Origin of the sequence: Pseudonocardia pini, from assembly GCF_013870575.1 — a bacterium.
In the GTDB taxonomy this organism is placed as follows: Bacteria; Actinomycetota; Actinomycetes; order Mycobacteriales; family Pseudonocardiaceae; genus Pseudonocardia; species Pseudonocardia pini.
In genome coordinates this window covers 1-15,285 of sequence record NZ_JACBXB010000039.1, presented here as the reverse complement: position 1 = coordinate 15,285, position 15,285 = coordinate 1, and the positions used below count along the sequence as shown (strand labels likewise).

Below are 15,285 nucleotides of genomic sequence, written 5' to 3'. Positions count from 1 at the left end.
GGAGCTGGCCAAGCTCGCGGAGGCGATGAGGGCGCAGCGTCAGGAGCTGGGCGTGGTCGTGCGCAGGCTCGCCGGCGCAGGGTTGTCCCCGGCCCAGGTCGCGAAGCTCGCGGGCCTGCACCCGGACGAGGTCACCGAGATGCTCGGCGAGCCCAGGCCGCGGCAGCGCTGACCCAGCGCCGGGCGGACCCCCAGCGAAGATCGCGAGTTGCGTGTTCTCAGCGCTGCGCCGACAGCGCTGAGCGCACGCAACCAGCGATCTTGCCGCGCTGAGAGCACGAAACGTGCGATCTTGAGAGCGTCAACACCGCCGGCTCAGCCCGCGACGCGGTGCAGCAGGGCGGACATGTGCGGCTGCAGCGGCTGACCCTCCATGGCCCGCTCGTCCACGTACGCGAGGTCGCCCTGGTTCACCAGGCCGTAGAGGCGCCGCGCGGCCGTGACCTCCTTGGCCGACGGCGTGCGGACCACGGCGTCGGTCTCGATCTGCCAGGAGCGCAGGTCGCCCTTCTCGCCGAACCAGGCCTCGATGATCCCGGTGGCGTGGGCGATCAGGACCTCGAGCGAGCCGTCCGGCTGCGGGCGCCAGAAACCGGTCTCACGGGCGGCCTGGCGGATCACGCCGCCGTCCTCGTCGAGCAGCCAGGCCCGGGCCTCGTAGGACACGAACGGCCGACCGTCGTGGGCGAACACCAGCTGCTGTCCGAAGTGGAACGGCCCGTCGATCGTCGGGTAGACGACCTCGCCGGTCCCGCGCCACACGCCGATCAGCGGCAACAGCCCCAGACACTGGTCGTGCAGGCTCGGGCCCTGCCGGAGGTTGGCGGTGTCGTCCGGGACCGGGAGGTCCGTCCACTGCGGCCGGTTGCGCTCCGGCGAGTCCGGCGCGGCGTTGGCCGGGCCGGTGATCGTGGTGGGCACGTCGGGTTCGGTCATGCGGAGGGCTCCTCCGGGGGATCCTCGGTCGGGGCGACCGCGAGTGCCGCGGCCGCGTCGGGGGCGGTCGTGAAGAGTCGCCGTAGCAGGGCGCCGGTGAAGGCGACGGTGCCCGCGCTCGCCGCGATCAGCAGCACGGTGAAGAACCAGTGCACGGCGCGCGAGCATAGTCCCGTGCACAGCACACCGCCCCGGACACCTCGCGGTGGCCGGGGCGGTGCGACTCGAGACGATCAGCCGACGGCGATCTCCGTGCGGTGCAGGCCCGGGCTCGCCGGGGTCAGCACCGACTCGCCGTTGCCGCGCCGGGACAGCGCCCGCACGGTCCAGGTGCCGGGGGCGGCGAAGAACCGGAAGTCACCGGAGGCCGAGGACACGACCTCCGCGGTGAACTCGCCGGTGCCGTCCAGCAGCCGGACGAAGGCGCCGCCGACGGGCTCGTCACCCGCGACGACCCGCCCGGTGAGCACGGTCTCCTTGGTCAGGTCCGTCCCCGCAGGAAGCTCGACGGCCTGGTCAGGCGCGCCGCACATCAGTGGGCGCCCAGCTCGATCGGGACACCGATGAGCGAGCCGTACTCGGTCCAGCTGCCGTCGTAGTTCTTGACGTCACCGTGGCCGAGCAGCTCGCGCAGCACGAACCACGTGTGCGAGGAACGCTCGCCGATGCGGCAGTACGCGATGGTCGACTTGCCGGCGTCGAAGCCCGCCTCGCCGTAGAGCGCGGTCAGCTCCTCGTCCGACTTGAAGGTGCCGTCCTCGTTGGCCGCCTTCGACCACGGGATGTTGATGGCCGACGGGATGTGCCCCGGCCGCTGCGACTGCTCCTGCGGCAGGTGGGCGGGCGCGAGGATCTTGCCGGAGAACTCGTCGGGCGACCGGACGTCGACCAGGTTCTTGGTGTCGATCGCCGCGACGACCTCGTCCCGCAGGGCGCGGATCGAGTTGTCGGCCGGCTTGGCCGAGTAGCTGGTGGCGGTGCGGTCGGCGACCTCGGTGGTCAGCGTGCGACCGTCGAGCTCCCACTTCTTGCGCCCGCCGTCGAGCAGCTTGACGTTCTCGTGGCCGTACAGCTTGAACTCCCAGTACGCGTACGCCGCGAACCAGTTGTTGTTGCCGCCGTACAGGACGACCAGGTCGTCGTTCTTGACGCCCTTGGCGGACAGCAGGGCGCCGAACTGCTCCTGCGTCGGGATGTCGCGGCGGACCTCGTCCTGCAGCTCGGTGGTCCAGTTGATCTTGACGGCACCGGGGAGGTGGCCGCCGTCGTAGGCGGTGGTGTCCTCATCGACCTCGAGGAACACGACGCCCTCGGTGCCCAGGTTCTTCTCCGCCCAATCGGCGGTGACCAGGACGTCCTCGCGGCTCATTGCAGTCACTCCTGTGTGTCGGTGAAAAGTCGGTGAAAGAGTCGGTGCAGGGTTCTCAGGCGCGTGCGGTGCGCACGCGGGCGAGCAGTCCGTACATTTCGCAGCCGAGGCAGAAGCCGAAGGCGGCGTTGAGGAACGCGGCCATCAGCGCGAACGCCGTGGCCACGATCCCGAGCACGGTCAGCCCCGAGAGGTAGCCGATCGCGCCCAGTGCGGCGAAGACGAAGCCGACGGTCTGGCTGAACCGGACCGGGGCCGCCTCCTCGCGCTCGGCGGGCGGACCCAGCCGCGGCACGATCGCCTTGCGGTAGAGCACGCCGTACGGGGCGAAGCGCATGCCTGCGAACGCGGCGAGCGCGAAGACCAGCGCCTGCGCGGCCGCCAGCCAGCCACTACCGCTGACCAGGACCAACGCGAGCACGACGGTGGTCACGGCCGCGGCGAAGCGCACCCCGCGCGGGTCCAGCGGCGGATCGGCCGGACGCACAGCGTCGCCCGAGCTGTCCGGTGTGGACATGGGTCTCTCCTGGATAGTCCTTCGAGGGAACGGGTTCAGGAGTCCCGACACAGGCAGCCTGCGACGCGGCACAGATCGACTGCGCGGCGTCGGGTCAGCGGCCAGTTCACGGGGGCGAGGGTAACCGAAACGTGCACGTTACTCCGCATGCGTCCCACGATATGGACGCAGATCACGCTCTCGGTACCCCGTGGAGGGCCTCGGTGAGCTCCGCGTGCCGCGGCACCCCCGAGATCCGCAGGACCTCGCGGCCGGTGCGGTCGAAGCCGACGGTGGTGGGTGTGCGCAGCACCGACAGGGCCACGGCGACCTCGGGCCGGTCGGCCACGTCGATCTCCACGTGCCGGACGTCCGGCTCGGCCGCGGCCAGCGCGTCGAGCATGGCGGCGGTCTGCCTGCACGGCGTGCAGATCGGCGAGGACAGCTGCAGCAGCAACACGCGCTCGTCCGCAGTGGGCCGCGCGTCCGCCAGCACCCATCCGTTCGGTGAGGTCGGCTCCGTCACCTCGCGCACGCGGCCGGACCGGCTGCGGAGCACGAACCCCACCGCGGTGGCCACGGCCAGCACGGCGAGCACGACCACGAGACCGGTACCGCTCACGTCACCGCCAACCCGCGCCGTCGCCGCGATGTTCCCGGCGGGCTCAGCCGGTGGCCGTCGAGCCCGCGGGGGCCGCGCCGATCACGACGTCCGCGGTCTCCCCGGAGATCTCCAGCGACCCGTCGCGGACCTGCAGCTCCGTGGGCACGACCCCGAGCGGCAGGCCGCCCGGGTCCACCCGCAGGGCGAAGGTCTCCCGGACGAGGGCCGCGGCGGGCTCGGGCAGCGCGTCCCCGGAGGAGCTGCGCACGTCCCGCGGCACGATCCGCATGGTGCCGTCGGCGACCTGCAGCTCCGCCAGCACCACGACGGACTCGGTCTCGCTCCCCAGCGGCACGTCGCCCGCGATCCGGGCGACCGACTCGGGGTCCAGCGCGCGCATGGCGGGATCGGCGCCGTCGCCGATGGCCTCGGCGATGCCGTTGGCGTCGACGTTGCCCAGCGACAGCCGCTCGACGCCGGGCAGCATCCGGCCCAGGTCGTCCGTGCCGACCCGCACCGAGCCCTCGGCCGTGCCGACCCGCAGCCCGGGCGTCCCGGACCCCAGCAGGCCGGAGAGCGGCGCCTCCACGTCCCGCAGCTGGGCCCGGAGCTGGACGCTCTGCAGGTCGCCCACCTTCAGTCGCTCGGCGGTGAGCTCGATCGAGCCGTACTCGCCCGCCACCGCCTGGGTGAGGAAGGGGAAGCCGTTGATCCGGACGTTGGGGTCGTCCGCCAGGCCGAGACGGTCCCGCAGCTGCCGGGACACGACCGACTCGGCGGCCGCCGCGGCGGCGTAGTCCGCGGCCACCAGCACCCCGGCGAGCACCAGCACCGCGACGATCAGGCGTTTCAGCACAGTGTCCTCCGGAAAGCGTGACGCGACTCGCCAACCTAGAGACCCGCACTCCGACGACGTGCACCGGGACCCGGGCACGGGGGGTGATGCCGCATCGATCCGCAGGTAAGCGCCATGATCGCGACGGTCCGGACGGGTGACGGCGGCCGTGACGCTGCGGCGTTCCTGCAGCGCACGGGCCCGCCGATCGGCGTGAGCTGGGTCCCGAGGGTCGTGTTCCGCGCCTCGTCTTGTCTATTCTTGACCGATCCGCGTGACGGACCCGCCGGGTCGCGTGGTGCAAGCGGAGGTCGCCGTCGCCCACCGTGACCAGAATCGACGGACGCCGGGCGTGGCGTCCGCGATCTCTCCGGTGGAGAGGAGGCAGCGGTGGAACTGCTACTGCTGACAGCGGACGCGGACCCCGGGTCCGTGCTCCCCGCGCTGACCCTGCTCCCGCACGGTGTCCGGACGGCCGCACCCGAGGTGGCCGCCCTGCTCGACGCGGGGCCCCACGACGCGGTCCTGGTCGATGCGCGATCCGACCTGGTCGCGGCGCGGAGCCTGTGTCGCCTGCTGGGCAGCACCGGGACCGACGTCCCCGTCATCGCCGTGCTCAACGAAGGCGGCCTGGTGGCCGTCTCCGGTGAGTGGGTGGTCGACGAGATCCTGCTCCCGTCGGCAGGCCCGGCGGAGGTCGACGCGCGGCTGCGGCTGCTGAAGTCCCGCCCGGGGGCGGACGCGGCGAGCGCGGGCGGTGCGCTGGTGCTGGGTGAGCTCGTGATCGACGAGGCCACCTACGCCGCCCGACTGCGCGGCAGGCTGCTCGAGCTCACCTACAAGGAGTTCGAGCTGCTCAAGTACCTCGCGCAGCACGCGGGCCGGGTGTTCACCCGCGCCCAGCTGCTGCAGGAGGTCTGGGGCTACGACTTCTTCGGTGGCACCCGCACCGTGGACGTGCACGTCCGGCGGCTGCGCGCCAAGCTCGGCCCCGAGCACGAGCAGATGATCGGCACCGTGCGCAACGTCGGCTACAAGTTCGTCCGTCCCGGCCGTGCCGGGCTGGGCGTACCCGCCGGCGGTCTGTCCGACGACACGTCGGACGACGGGGAGGACGACGGCGACCGAACCTCGCTGCGCGGCCTGCACGCCGAGATGAACTGACCCACCTCTCCGCCCACGACGGCACTCCCGCTCACACCTCCTGAGCGAGAGTGCCGTTCGTGCATCCGGGCGCGGGTAGGGTCGGTGTCGTGAGTGCTGTGCGGACCGTGGCCGAGGTCGATCCCGCGAGCGCGCAGGCCGTGCGCGCCCTGGCCGAGGCGGCCACCGCGCTCGACGGCCGGGAGCCGCTCTCGGAGCAGTTCCTCATCAACCTCAACGGCCGGGCCCGCCCCCGCGTGGTGCACCTGCTCGCCGAGGCCGACGGCGCCGTCGTCGGGTACGCGCAGCTGGACCGGACCTCCGCCGAGCTCGTGGTGCACCCGGACCACCGCCGCCGTGGTGTCGGCGCCGCCCTGCTCGCCGGGCTGCTCGAACGGGCCCCCGAGCTCGACGTGTGGGCCCACGGGGACCTCCCCGCCGCCGCGGCGCTCGCCGCCGCCCACGGGCTCACCCGCAACCGCGTGCTCTGGCAGATGCGCCGCACCCCCGAGGCCGGGTCGCTGCCCGCACTCTCCGTGCCCGAGGGCGTCACCCTCCGCCCGTTCGTGGTCGGCCAGGACGAGGCCGAGTTCCTGCGGGTGAACAACGCCGCGTTCGCCTGGCACCCCGAACAGGGCGGCTGGAGCGAGGACCAGGTGACCGCACGCGAGGCCGAGGAGTGGTTCGACCCGGCCGGTTTCCTCCTCGCGGTCGACGAGCAGGGCACCCTGCTGGGCTACCACTGGACCAAGGTGCACCCCGCCACGCCCACCGACCCGTCGATGGGCGAGGTCTACGTGCTGGGCGTGGATCCCGCAGCTCACGGCAAGGGTCTGGGCCGGGTGCTCACGCTGGCCGGCCTGCACCACCTCGCGGAGCGCGGCCTGGACACCGTCCTGCTGTACGTGGAGTCGGACAACGCGCCCGCCGTGCGCGTGTACGAGAAGCTCGGCTTCGGCGTGCACACCGCCGACGTGATGTACCACCGCGGCTGACCGCGACCGACCGGACACGGGCCGTGTCCGACCTGATCACGGTCCCGTCACGCTCCGGCAGCCGCCGGATGACCGTCATTCCTCCGGGCGACGTGTTCATTCCACGTTCATCTTCCGTGGGTCGGGCGTCCACCACGCCCGCTTAGCGTTCCTCGCCGAACGGCCGAGACGGCCGCACGAAGGCCGGCCTCGGCCGAATCCGAACCACGGAGGAACCTGTAGTGAAGACCATTCGCCCGAGCCGCGCCCGCGTGGCCGCCGTCGGCGTCGCCGCCACCGGTGCCCTCTTCCTCGCCGGCTGTGGCGCGGCGAACGAAGGAGGCTCGTCGACGGGCGGTGCGACGGACTCCTCGGTGTCCGGCACCATCTCCGGCGCGGGCGCCAGCTCCCAGCAGGCCGCGATGCAGGCCTGGATCGCCGGGTTCACCGGTGCCAACGGCGGGGCCACGGTCAACTACGACCCGGTCGGCTCCGGCGGCGGCCGCACCCAGTTCGTCGAGGGCGGCACCGCCTTCGCCGGCTCGGACGCCTACCTCAAGGACGCCCAGCTCGAGGCGGCCCGCACCCGCTGCGGCGGCTCGGTGATCGAGGTCCCGAACTACGTCTCGCCGATCGCCGTGGTCTACAAGCTCGACGGCGTCAGCAATCTGAACCTCTCGCCCGCCACCATCGCCGGGATCTTCGACCGCAAGATCACCACGTGGAACGACCCGGCCATCGCCGCGGACAACCCCGGTGTCGCCCTCCCGGCCTCGCCGATCACCCCGGTCAACCGCTCGGACGAGTCGGGCACCACCGAGAACTTCACCGAGTACCTCAAGGCCGCCGCCCCGGAGGCCTGGCCGCACGAGGCCGACGGCGAGTGGCCGGTCCAGGGTGGCGAGGCCGCGCAGGGCACCTCGGGCGTCATCGGCGCCGTGACCGGCGGCAACGGCACCATCGGCTACGCCGACGCCAGCCAGGCCGGTCAGCTCGGCAAGGTCAACGTCAAGGTCGGCGCGGACTACGTCGGCCCCACGCCGGAGGCCGCCGCCAAGGTCCTCGAGGAGTCGGAGCGGGTCGCCGGTCAGGGCGACACCTCGTTCGCCTTCGAGGTGAACCGCACGCCGACGGCCCCGGACACCTACCCGATCGTCCTGGTCTCGTACCTGCTCGCCTGCCCCCAGTACCCGGACGCCGCCCAGGCGGACCTGGTCAAGGCGTTCCTCACCTACGTCGTGAGCCCGGAGGGCCAGCAGGCCGCCGCGACGGCCGCAGGCTCGGCGCCGCTGTCCGACACGCTGCGCCAGCAGATCACGCCGGTCATCGGCGGTATCAAGGCCGCGGGCTGACCCCGCTGCTGCACATGCGGTAGGGGCCCCGGCCGCCGTCACACGCCCGTGACGGCGACCGGGGTCTCCGACCGTCGGCCCCCCGCCCGCCCAGCCACGAGGGAATGTCGTGACCACAACCGAAGTCCGGCCCGAGCCGCGCACCGCCAAACCGGTCACGCAGCTGGGCGACCGCATCTTCGCCGGATCGGCGAAGGGCGCGGGAATCCTGATCCTCGTCGTCCTCGCGGGCGTCGCCGCCTTCCTCCTCACGGAGGCCTTCCCGGCGATCGTCGCGCCCGCCGAGGATCTCCCCGGGGAGCAGAACCTCCTCCTCTACATCTGGCCGCTGCTGTTCGGCACGCTGCTCAGCGCGGTGATCGCCCTGGTCGTGGCCACGCCGCTCGCCGTGGGCGTCGCGTTGTTCATCAGCCACTACGCCCCGCGCCGGATCGCGCAGGGCCTCGGCTACCTGGTCGACCTGCTCGCCGCCGTGCCCTCGATCGTCTACGGCCTGTGGGGCGTGGGTGTCCTGGCCCCCGCCTCGGTGGGCCTGATGACCTGGCTGAACACCTACCTCGGCTGGATCCCGCTCTTCGCGGGCCCGGTCTCGGCCACCGGCCGCACGATGCTCGTCACCGGCCTCGTGCTCGCCGTCATGATCCTGCCGATCATCACCGCCGTGGCCCGCGAGGTCTTCCTGCAGGCCCCGCGGCTGCACGAGGAGGCCGCACTGGCCCTCGGCGCCACCCGCTGGGAGATGATCAAGATGGCCGTGCTGCCCTTCGGCCGCTCCGGACTCGTCTCGGGCGCCATGCTCGGCCTCGGCCGCGCGCTCGGCGAGACGATGGCCGTGGCGATCGTGCTCTCGGTCTCCGGCGTGGTCACCTTCAACCTGGTCAGCTCGGGCAACCCCAGCTCGATCGCGGCCAACATCGCCCTGCAGTTCCCGGAGGCCTCGGGCCTCGGCGTGAACGTGCTGATCGCCTCCGGCCTCGTGCTCTTCGTGGTCACCCTGGCGGTCAACATGATCGCCCGCTACATCGTCAACCGTCGCAGCGAGTTCTCCGGAGCGAACTGATGTCCACCGGAACCGAACGCAACGACCTCGAGACGCAGGGACCCGAGCTCGACATCCCGGCCACGCCGGAGCTGCTGCCCAAGGTGCAGGGGAGCCTGCCCAAGGGGACGGCGTGGGGCATCCTCGCCGCGTCGGCGGTGGTGGTCGGCGGCATCCTCGCCGCCACCGGCTTCAGCATCGGGCTGTGGGTCTTCCTCACGGTCGTGCTGTTCGCCGTCGCCACGTACGTCATCTCGCGGGTCGTCGAGGGCCCCCGCAAGGCCACCGACCGCCTGGTGACCGTCGTGGTGGGCTCGGCCTTCGCCATCGCGATGATCCCGCTCGTCTCGGTGATCTGGACGGTCATCTCGAACGGTGTCGCCCGCTTCGACGCCGCCTTCTTCACGAACTCGATGCGCGGCGTCGTCGGGGAGGGCGGCGGTGCCTACCACGCCATCCTCGGCACGCTGATCATCACCGCCCTGGCCGCCCTCATGTCGATCCCGATCGGCATGCTCACGGCCGTCTACCTGGTCGAGTACGGCAAGGGCAGGCTGGCGCGGGCCATCACCTTCTTCGTCGACGTCATGACGGGCATCCCGTCGATCGTCGCGGGCCTGTTCGCCTACGCGCTGTTCGCGCTGATCGTCGGCCCCGGTGTGCGCATGGGCTTCGCGGGCGCCGTCGCGCTGACGGTGCTCATGATCCCGATCGTGGTGCGCTCCACCGAGGAGATGCTCAAGATCGTCCCGAACGAGCTGCGCGAGGCCTCATACGCACTCGGCGTCCCCAAGTGGAAGACGATCCTCAAGATCGTCATCCCGACGACGGCGGGTGGCATCGCCACCGGCATCACGCTCGCCATCGCCCGGGTCATCGGCGAGACGGCGCCGCTGCTGATCGCCGTCGGCATCACCACGGGCGTGAACCTCAACCCGTTCGACGACCGCATGGCCACGCTCCCGGTCTTCGCCTACTACTCCTACGTGGCCCCGGGCATCCCGCGTGAGCCCTTCCTGGACCGGGCGTGGACCGCGGCGCTCGTCCTGATGGTGATCGTCATGCTGCTCAACATCATCGCCCGGATCATCTCCCGCGCGTTCGCGCCGAAGACTCGCTGAGGACTGGACAACATGAGCAAGAACATCGAGGCCAAGGACCTCAACATCTACTACGGGTCCTTCCGCGCCGTCGAGGGCGTCAACATGTCGATCAAGAAGAAGACGGTCACGGCCCTGATCGGGCCGTCCGGCTGCGGCAAGTCGACCTTCCTCCGTTCCATCAACCGCATGCACGAGGTCATCGCGGGCGCCCACGTCGAGGGCAGGCTCGAGCTCGACGGGCAGGACCTCTACGGCCCCGGCATGGACCCGGTGATCGTGCGCCGTCAGATCGGCATGGTCTTCCAGCGGCCGAACCCGTTCCCCACGATGTCGATCTACGACAACGTGATCGCGGGCATGAGGCTGAACAACAAGAAGGCCAAGAAGGCGGAGTTCGACGACACGGTGGAGCGCTCGCTGCGCGGCGCGAACCTGTGGAACGAGGTCAAGGACCGGCTGGACAAGCCCGGCTCGGGCCTGTCCGGTGGCCAGCAGCAGCGGCTCTGCATCGCCCGCGCGATCGCGGTGCAGCCGGACGTGCTGCTCATGGACGAGCCGTGCTCGGCGCTGGACCCCATCTCCACGCTCGCGATCGAGGACCTGATCAACGAGCTGAAGAACGAGTACACGATCGTCATCGTGACCCACAACATGCAGCAGGCGGCGCGGGTCAGCGACTTCACCGGCTTCTTCAACATCGAGGGCACCGGCAAGCCCGGCAAGCTCGTCGAGATGGACGAGACCAAGACGATCTTCAGCCAGCCCAAGCAGAAGGCCACCGAGGACTACGTGTCCGGCCGCTTCGGCTGACCCCCAAGGCACGCATTATGGAGCCACAACTGTCGTTTTCGGGCCTCCGAACGACAGTTGTGGCTCCATAATGCGGTTCTACAGTTGCAGGGCCTCGGGGTGTCGGCCGGTCACCACGAACACGGTGCGCTCGGCCAACGCGACGGCGTGGTCGGCGATCCGCTCGTAGAAGCGGGCCAGCAGGGTCAGGTCCACCGCGGCAGGGATGCCGCAGGTCCACCGCTCGCCGAACATCAGGGCGAACAGCTCGGCGTGCAGCGCGTCGACGCGGTCGTCGTCCCCCTCGAGCTCGAGCGCGAGGATCACGTTGCGGGTGCGCAGCACGGCGGCGGACTTGGCGACCATCGCGATCGCCGCGCCGCTGAACTCGGTGAACAGCTCGTGCGCCACGGCCGGGACCACGGAGTGCGGGGCCCGTCGCCGGGCCGCCTCCGCGACGTGCTGGGCGAGGTCACCCATCCGCTCCAGCTCGTGCGCCGACTGAATGGCGGCCACGACGGTCCGCATGTCCGGACCGACGGGCGCGAAGATCGTGATGGTCTCGGTGGCCAGCGCCTCGATGCGGGCGCGCAGGTCGTCGATGGCGGGATCGCCCTCGATCACCCGCTCGGCCATCCGCAGCCTGCCGTCGAGGAGTGCTGTCGTGGCGGAACGGAAGGCCGCCGCCACCGACTCGGCGAGTTCGCCGAGCATCGCCTGCAGCGAGGCGATGTTCTCCTCAAGGGTCTCCCGACGCACCTGGTCAGAGTACGAAAGGCGCGGTCGCTCGGCCTCCCGGAGAGGATGAACGGTCGATGAACGGGGTCAGTCGTCGTCGAGCCGGAAGCCGACCTTGAGGCCCACCTGGAAGTACTCGACGGAGCCCTCCTGAAGGTGGCCGCGGATCTCCGTGACCTCGAACCAGTCCAGCTCGCGCAACGTCTTCGACGCCCGCTCCACACCGTTGCGGATGGCGGCGTCGACGCCGTCCGTGGAGGTTCCGACGATCTCGGTCACGCGGTACACATGGTCGTTGGCCATGGTCCTGTGTGCCCGGACGACGCTGCGCCGAAACGTCGCCGTCACACGGAGAGCGGACCCGGCATCTGTCCGGTGACGACGTAGACGATGCGCCGCGCGACGGCCACGGCGTGGTCCGCGTACCGCTCGTAGAACCGGGCCAGCAGCGTGACGTCCACCGCCGCCTCGACGCCGTGGTTCCAGTTCCGGTCCATCAGCACGGTGAACATGTGCCTGTGGAGGTCGTCCATCGCGTCGTCGTCCGCCTCGAGCTGCGCGGCGGCGGCCAGGTCGCGACTGTTGATCACGTCCACCGCCTTGCGGGCGAGCGCGACGCCGATCCGGCCCATCTCGGCGAAGTACGGCGCGATCTCCTCCGGCAGCACGGCCTGCGGGTGCCTGCGGCGCGCGGCCTGCGCGACGTGCAGCGCGAGGTCACCCATCCGCTCGATGTCGGCCGCACCGTGGATCGCCGAGACGACGATCCGGAGGTCGGTGGCCACCGGCGCCTGCAGGACGAGCAGCGCGAACGCCTGCTCCTCCGCCGTGTGCCGGATCTCATCGATCTTGATGTCCTCGTCGATGACCTCCTCGGCCAGCTTGAGGTCCGCCTCCAGCAGGGCGCGGGTCGCCTTCTCCATCGCGGCGGCGACGTCGCTGCACATTCCGGCCAGGGCGCCCGCGAGCTCGTCGAGCTGCTCGGTATAGGCGTCGCGCATGGTCTGAGCCTAGAGGGGAGCGGTGGGACGCACAGCAGCAGGACGTGAACCGAGGATGAACGCTCGGTGGCGCAAGGTGCTCAGCCGCAGCTCACGGGGTCATCGGCGGCGGTGTCCGCGGTGTTCTCGCCACTCACGGGAGCACGCACGGTGCCGTCGAACGCGGTACCCAGCACGAGCTGGAGCGTGCCCGATCCGGCCGGGTCCTGGACCAGCCGCGCGGCGGGCACGACGCGTCCGAGCAGCTCAGCGGCGTCCGCCCGGTCGGGGGAGAAGCGCACGAGCGTGTCCGCACTCGGCTCCGCCGCGTTGCCGACCTCGCCGACGCCGAACCCGAGCGAACGCAGGCTGCCGCCGACCTGCCCCGCGAGCCCGGCCCGGTCCGCGGCGTTCAGCACGTTGACGGTCACGTCCCCCGGCTCCGGACCCGACGCGGTCGCCACCGGGGTGCTGACCTCCGGGAGCGGCTCGTGCTTGCGCAGCGCGGCGAACAGCCGGGCGGACTCCTGGTCTCGCAGGTCGAGGTTGCCGCGGGTGTTCGGCACGGAGCCGACGGGGAGCGGAACCAGGCCCGCGCCCTGCGGGGCGGTGAGCGCGGAGGTGAGGCGCAGGAGGTCCTGCACGCCGGTGTCGTCGGCCAGCATGCTGCGGCCGAGGGCGCCCGCGAAGTCCCGGGTCGCGAGCGGGGACAGCAGGGTGGAGGTGGACAGCGCCTCGCCGAAGACGGCGGCGAGCAGGCGCTGCTGGCGGTGCACCTGGGCGACCGCGGTGTCACCGGGCTCGGGGGCCGCGGCGACCGCGACGGCCTGGTCGCCGTCGAGCCGCGAGGTGCCCGCGGGGACCGTGCTGTCCTCCGTGCGAACGGGGCGTTCGAGGCACATCTCCACGCCGCCGACCGCGTCGACCATCCCCGCGATGCCCGGCAGGTCCAGCGCCACGAACCGGGTCACCGCCATGCCCGTGAGCTGCTGAACCGTGCGGACCAGGCAGCTGGGGCCGCCGACCCGGTAGGCCGACGACAGCGGGGTCCGGGTCTCCGCGGGGACCGTCTCGTCGAGGTAGGCGGCGGCCGCGGGGTCCCAGCGCGGGCACGGCGGCCGGTTGATCTCCAGCCCGAGCGGGAAGGACACGGCGACGGTCCGGCTGCCGTCCGCGGGGACGTGGGTGAGCATGAGGGTGTCGGCCCGGTCCGCGGATCCCGCGGATCCCGCGGATCCTGCGGTGCCGGAGGTGCCCGAGGCCGTGCCGAGAAGCAGCAGGTTCTCGTCGCCTGCCTGCGCGGTCGCGTCGACGACGCCGGTGTCCGGGTCGAGCGCGGCGACCGTGCGGATCGTGGAGTCCATCCACCGGGTCCGATCGTCGGGATCGCCCTCGACGGCGGCAGCGGCACCCGCGAGATCGTCGACACCGACGGCGGCAGGCTGGACGGGGACGCGACCTACGACCGTGCCGTCGGGCCGATGCAGTTCCTGCCCGAGACCTGGGAGCGGTTCGGCGACGGGGATCCGCAGGACGTCGACGCCGCCGCACGCGCTGCCGCGGCCTATCTCTGCTCCGCGGACCGAGACGTCACCGCCGGGAGCGGCTGGTGGGACGGCGTCCTGGCCTACAACCGCTCCGTCGACTACGCCCAGCGGGTGTGGGCGGCCGCGGACCGCTACGCCTCGACCGCGGCGTGACGACCGTGGCCTGACGACCGTGGCCCGACGAGCCGCTCGTGACCGCGTCGGGATGTCCGACTCGCGCGTCGAAAGTGTGGGACTCGCGGGTTGGGATGTCCGACTCGCGCGTCGAAAGTGTGGGACTCGCGGGTCAGGTGAAGAGGGACTGGGCCCAGTACTGGCCGGGGCCGAGGCCCGGGGGGACGGCGAAGACCGCGGAGCCGTTGTGCTCCAGGTACTCCATCATCTTGTCGTTGCGGGCCAGGGCGCTCTGCATCGGCACGAAGTGGGTCTGCGGGTTGTTCATGAAGGCCAGGAAGAACAGGCCCGCGTCGAGCCGCCCGGTCCCGTCGGACCCGTCGACGAAGTTGTAGCCGCGCCGGAGGATCTTGACCCCCTTCAGCGACTCCGCGGACGCCAGCCGGATGTGGGCGTCGACCGGGATGTCCGGCCCGGAGAAGTTCGCGAGGTCGAACTCGCCGGTCTGCCCGAAGGCGTTCCCGACACCCTTCGTCCGCCCGACGATCTGCTCCTGCTCGTCGAGCGAGGTCCGGTCCCAGATCTCGATGTGCATCCGGATCCGCCGCGCCACCAGGTACGTGCCGCCGACCAGCCAGTCCGGCCCCTCCGAGACCCAGACGTGCTGGTCCAGCAGGTCCGGCTCCTCGGCCTTGAGGTTGTTCGTGCCGTCCTTGAAGCCGAACAGGTTCCGCGGCGTCTGCTGGGCGGTCGACGTCGACGACGTGCGGCCGAAGCCGAGCTGCGACCAGCGCACCGACGCCGTCCCGAAGCCCATCCGGACGAGGTTGCGGATGGCGTGCACCGCGACCTGGGGGTCGTCCGCGCAGGCCTGCACGCAGACGTCCCCGCCGGACTTCGCGGGGTCGAGCTGGTCCCCGGTGAAGGTCGGCAGGGGCGCGAGCCCGGGCGGCACCGGCATCCCCAGCTTCTCGAAGAACGACGCCCCGAACCCGACGGTCAGCGTGAGCGAGGCAGCGGGCAGCCCGAGCGCCTCGCCGGTGTCCGCGGGCGGGGCGTACTTGTTGAGCCCCACCGCGCCGTTCTCGGCGGTCTCCTCGCCGAGTGTCATCCGCTCGGCCGCCGTGGTCCACTTCTGCAGCATCCGCTGGACCTCGGCGCGGTCCGTGCTGGTCAGGTCCATCGCGACGAAGTGCAGCCGGTCCTGCGCGGGCGTGACGATCCCGGCCTGGTGGGTGTCCCGGAACGGCACGACGCCGACCCGGC

Annotated in this window: 20 protein-coding genes; 7 read left to right on the top strand and 13 right to left on the bottom strand. The window is 71.6% G+C overall.

Features of this window, described 5'->3' with window-relative positions; translation table 11 throughout:
* Positions 1–315: 315 nt before the first annotated feature.
* The 8 genes from H5J29_RS04680 to H5J29_RS04650 form a co-directional block, all read right to left on the bottom strand.
* Positions 316–936, bottom strand: coding sequence for a heme-binding beta-barrel domain-containing protein (locus H5J29_RS04680; protein ID WP_181779660.1), 621 nt, complete (start codon positions 934–936; stop codon positions 316–318).
* Positions 933–1,091 carry a hypothetical protein gene (locus tag H5J29_RS04675; RefSeq protein ID WP_181779659.1) on the bottom strand — a complete coding sequence of 53 codons (159 nt, stop codon included), beginning with the start codon at positions 1,089–1,091 and terminating at the stop codon, positions 933–935. Before H5J29_RS04675 ends, H5J29_RS04680 begins: the two co-directional genes overlap by 4 nt.
* 78 nt (positions 1,092–1,169) lie before the next feature.
* The gene (locus H5J29_RS04670; RefSeq protein WP_181779658.1) at positions 1,170–1,469 is read right to left on the bottom strand and encodes a DUF1416 domain-containing protein; all 300 of its coding nucleotides are present in this window, start codon (positions 1,467–1,469) and stop codon (positions 1,170–1,172) included.
* On the bottom strand, positions 1,469–2,305 hold the full coding sequence (locus H5J29_RS04665) for a sulfurtransferase (protein ID WP_181779657.1): 837 nt from the start codon (positions 2,303–2,305) through the stop codon (positions 1,469–1,471). The genes H5J29_RS04670 and H5J29_RS04665 overlap by 1 nt, the downstream gene beginning before the upstream one ends.
* Before the next feature lie 55 nt (positions 2,306–2,360).
* Positions 2,361–2,822: a DUF4395 domain-containing protein gene (locus H5J29_RS04660; protein WP_181779656.1), complete on the bottom strand. Its 462-nt coding sequence runs from the start codon at positions 2,820–2,822 to the stop codon at positions 2,361–2,363.
* 35 nt (positions 2,823–2,857) lie between these two features.
* The gene (locus H5J29_RS36460) at positions 2,858–2,971 is read right to left on the bottom strand and encodes an Ms5788A family Cys-rich leader peptide (protein WP_376768502.1); all 114 of its coding nucleotides are present in this window, start codon (positions 2,969–2,971) and stop codon (positions 2,858–2,860) included.
* Positions 2,972–2,994: 23 nt separating this feature from the next.
* Positions 2,995–3,423, bottom strand: a complete 429-nt coding sequence (locus H5J29_RS04655; protein WP_181779655.1) for a thioredoxin family protein — start codon at positions 3,421–3,423, stop codon at positions 2,995–2,997.
* A gap of 43 nt (positions 3,424–3,466) precedes the next feature.
* Positions 3,467–4,261, bottom strand: a complete 795-nt coding sequence (locus H5J29_RS04650; RefSeq protein WP_181779654.1) for an LmeA family phospholipid-binding protein — start codon at positions 4,259–4,261, stop codon at positions 3,467–3,469.
* 369 nt (positions 4,262–4,630) lie between these two features.
* Between H5J29_RS04650 and H5J29_RS04645 the strand changes: the two genes are divergently transcribed.
* The 6 genes from H5J29_RS04645 (at position 4,631) to pstB (ending at position 10,661) form a co-directional block, all read left to right on the top strand.
* The gene (locus H5J29_RS04645) at positions 4,631–5,404 is read left to right on the top strand and encodes a winged helix-turn-helix transcriptional regulator (protein ID WP_181779653.1); all 774 of its coding nucleotides are present in this window, start codon (positions 4,631–4,633) and stop codon (positions 5,402–5,404) included.
* An 89-nt stretch (positions 5,405–5,493) separates the two neighbouring features.
* Positions 5,494–6,378, top strand: a complete 885-nt coding sequence (mshD, locus tag H5J29_RS04640) for a mycothiol synthase (protein WP_312858057.1) — start codon at positions 5,494–5,496, stop codon at positions 6,376–6,378.
* A gap of 221 nt (positions 6,379–6,599) precedes the next feature.
* Positions 6,600–7,709 carry a phosphate ABC transporter substrate-binding protein PstS gene (pstS, locus tag H5J29_RS04635; RefSeq protein ID WP_181779651.1) on the top strand — a complete coding sequence of 370 codons (1,110 nt, stop codon included), beginning with the start codon at positions 6,600–6,602 and terminating at the stop codon, positions 7,707–7,709.
* A gap of 109 nt (positions 7,710–7,818) precedes the next feature.
* Positions 7,819–8,769 carry a phosphate ABC transporter permease subunit PstC gene (gene pstC / locus H5J29_RS04630; RefSeq protein ID WP_181779650.1) on the top strand — a complete coding sequence of 317 codons (951 nt, stop codon included), beginning with the start codon at positions 7,819–7,821 and terminating at the stop codon, positions 8,767–8,769.
* Positions 8,769–9,869 (top strand): phosphate ABC transporter permease PstA, encoded by a 1,101-nt coding sequence (pstA, locus tag H5J29_RS04625; protein ID WP_181779649.1) that lies wholly within the window; start codon positions 8,769–8,771, stop codon positions 9,867–9,869. The genes pstC and pstA overlap by 1 nt, the downstream gene beginning before the upstream one ends.
* A 12-nt stretch (positions 9,870–9,881) precedes the next feature.
* Positions 9,882–10,661 carry a phosphate ABC transporter ATP-binding protein PstB gene (pstB, locus tag H5J29_RS04620; RefSeq protein ID WP_181779648.1) on the top strand — a complete coding sequence of 260 codons (780 nt, stop codon included), beginning with the start codon at positions 9,882–9,884 and terminating at the stop codon, positions 10,659–10,661.
* 78 nt (positions 10,662–10,739) lie between these two features.
* Here the strand turns inward: pstB and phoU (H5J29_RS04615) are convergent, their stop codons facing one another.
* The 4 genes from phoU (H5J29_RS04615) to H5J29_RS04600 all read right to left on the bottom strand — a co-directional run bounded on the left by phoU (H5J29_RS04615) (position 10,740) and on the right by H5J29_RS04600 (position 13,722).
* A complete protein-coding gene (gene phoU / locus H5J29_RS04615; RefSeq protein WP_181779647.1) occupies positions 10,740–11,399 on the bottom strand; it encodes a phosphate signaling complex protein PhoU in 660 nt (219 codons plus the stop codon).
* A 66-nt stretch (positions 11,400–11,465) separates the two neighbouring features.
* Positions 11,466–11,681, bottom strand: coding sequence for a dodecin (locus H5J29_RS04610; protein ID WP_181779662.1), 216 nt, complete (start codon positions 11,679–11,681; stop codon positions 11,466–11,468).
* A gap of 41 nt (positions 11,682–11,722) precedes the next feature.
* Complete coding sequence (gene phoU / locus H5J29_RS04605) at positions 11,723–12,379, bottom strand: phosphate signaling complex protein PhoU (RefSeq protein ID WP_181779646.1); 657 nt, start codon at positions 12,377–12,379, stop codon at positions 11,723–11,725.
* Positions 12,380–12,459: 80 nt separating this feature from the next.
* Positions 12,460–13,722, bottom strand: coding sequence for an LCP family protein (locus tag H5J29_RS04600; protein WP_181779645.1), 1,263 nt, complete (start codon positions 13,720–13,722; stop codon positions 12,460–12,462).
* Between the two features lie 117 nt (positions 13,723–13,839).
* On the opposite strand from H5J29_RS04600, the gene H5J29_RS04595 reads away from it, so the two are divergent.
* Positions 13,840–14,058 (top strand): lysozyme family protein, encoded by a 219-nt coding sequence (locus H5J29_RS04595; protein ID WP_181779644.1) that lies wholly within the window; start codon positions 13,840–13,842, stop codon positions 14,056–14,058.
* A 133-nt stretch (positions 14,059–14,191) separates the two neighbouring features.
* Here H5J29_RS04595 and efeB read toward each other — a convergent pair.
* Positions 14,192–15,285 (bottom strand): iron uptake transporter deferrochelatase/peroxidase subunit (gene efeB, locus H5J29_RS04590; protein ID WP_181779643.1); only part of this gene is annotated, 1,094 nt, incomplete at its 5' end.

Bases quoted from the DNA above. Each gene is read 5' to 3' on its own strand.
- H5J29_RS04595 (WP_181779644.1), top strand. From the start codon at position 13,840: ATGCAGTTCCTGCCCGAGACCTGGGAGCGGTTCGGCGACGGGGATCCG.
- pstB (WP_181779648.1), top strand. From the start codon at position 9,882: ATGAGCAAGAACATCGAGGCCAAGGACCTCAACATCTACTACGGGTCC.
- H5J29_RS04660 (WP_181779656.1), bottom strand. From the start codon at position 2,822: ATGTCCACACCGGACAGCTCGGGCGACGCTGTGCGTCCGGCCGATCCG.
- H5J29_RS04680 (WP_181779660.1), bottom strand. From the start codon at position 936: ATGACCGAACCCGACGTGCCCACCACGATCACCGGCCCGGCCAACGCC.
- H5J29_RS04610 (WP_181779662.1), bottom strand. From the start codon at position 11,681: ATGGCCAACGACCATGTGTACCGCGTGACCGAGATCGTCGGAACCTCC.
- H5J29_RS04665 (WP_181779657.1), bottom strand. From the start codon at position 2,305: ATGAGCCGCGAGGACGTCCTGGTCACCGCCGATTGGGCGGAGAAGAAC.
- phoU (WP_181779646.1), bottom strand. From the start codon at position 12,379: ATGCGCGACGCCTATACCGAGCAGCTCGACGAGCTCGCGGGCGCCCTG.
- H5J29_RS36460 (WP_376768502.1), bottom strand. From the start codon at position 2,971: ATGCGGAGTAACGTGCACGTTTCGGTTACCCTCGCCCCCGTGAACTGG.
- H5J29_RS04670 (WP_181779658.1), bottom strand. From the start codon at position 1,469: ATGTGCGGCGCGCCTGACCAGGCCGTCGAGCTTCCTGCGGGGACGGAC.
- H5J29_RS04600 (WP_181779645.1), bottom strand. From the start codon at position 13,722: ATGGACTCCACGATCCGCACGGTCGCCGCGCTCGACCCGGACACCGGC.
- pstA (WP_181779649.1), top strand. From the start codon at position 8,769: ATGTCCACCGGAACCGAACGCAACGACCTCGAGACGCAGGGACCCGAG.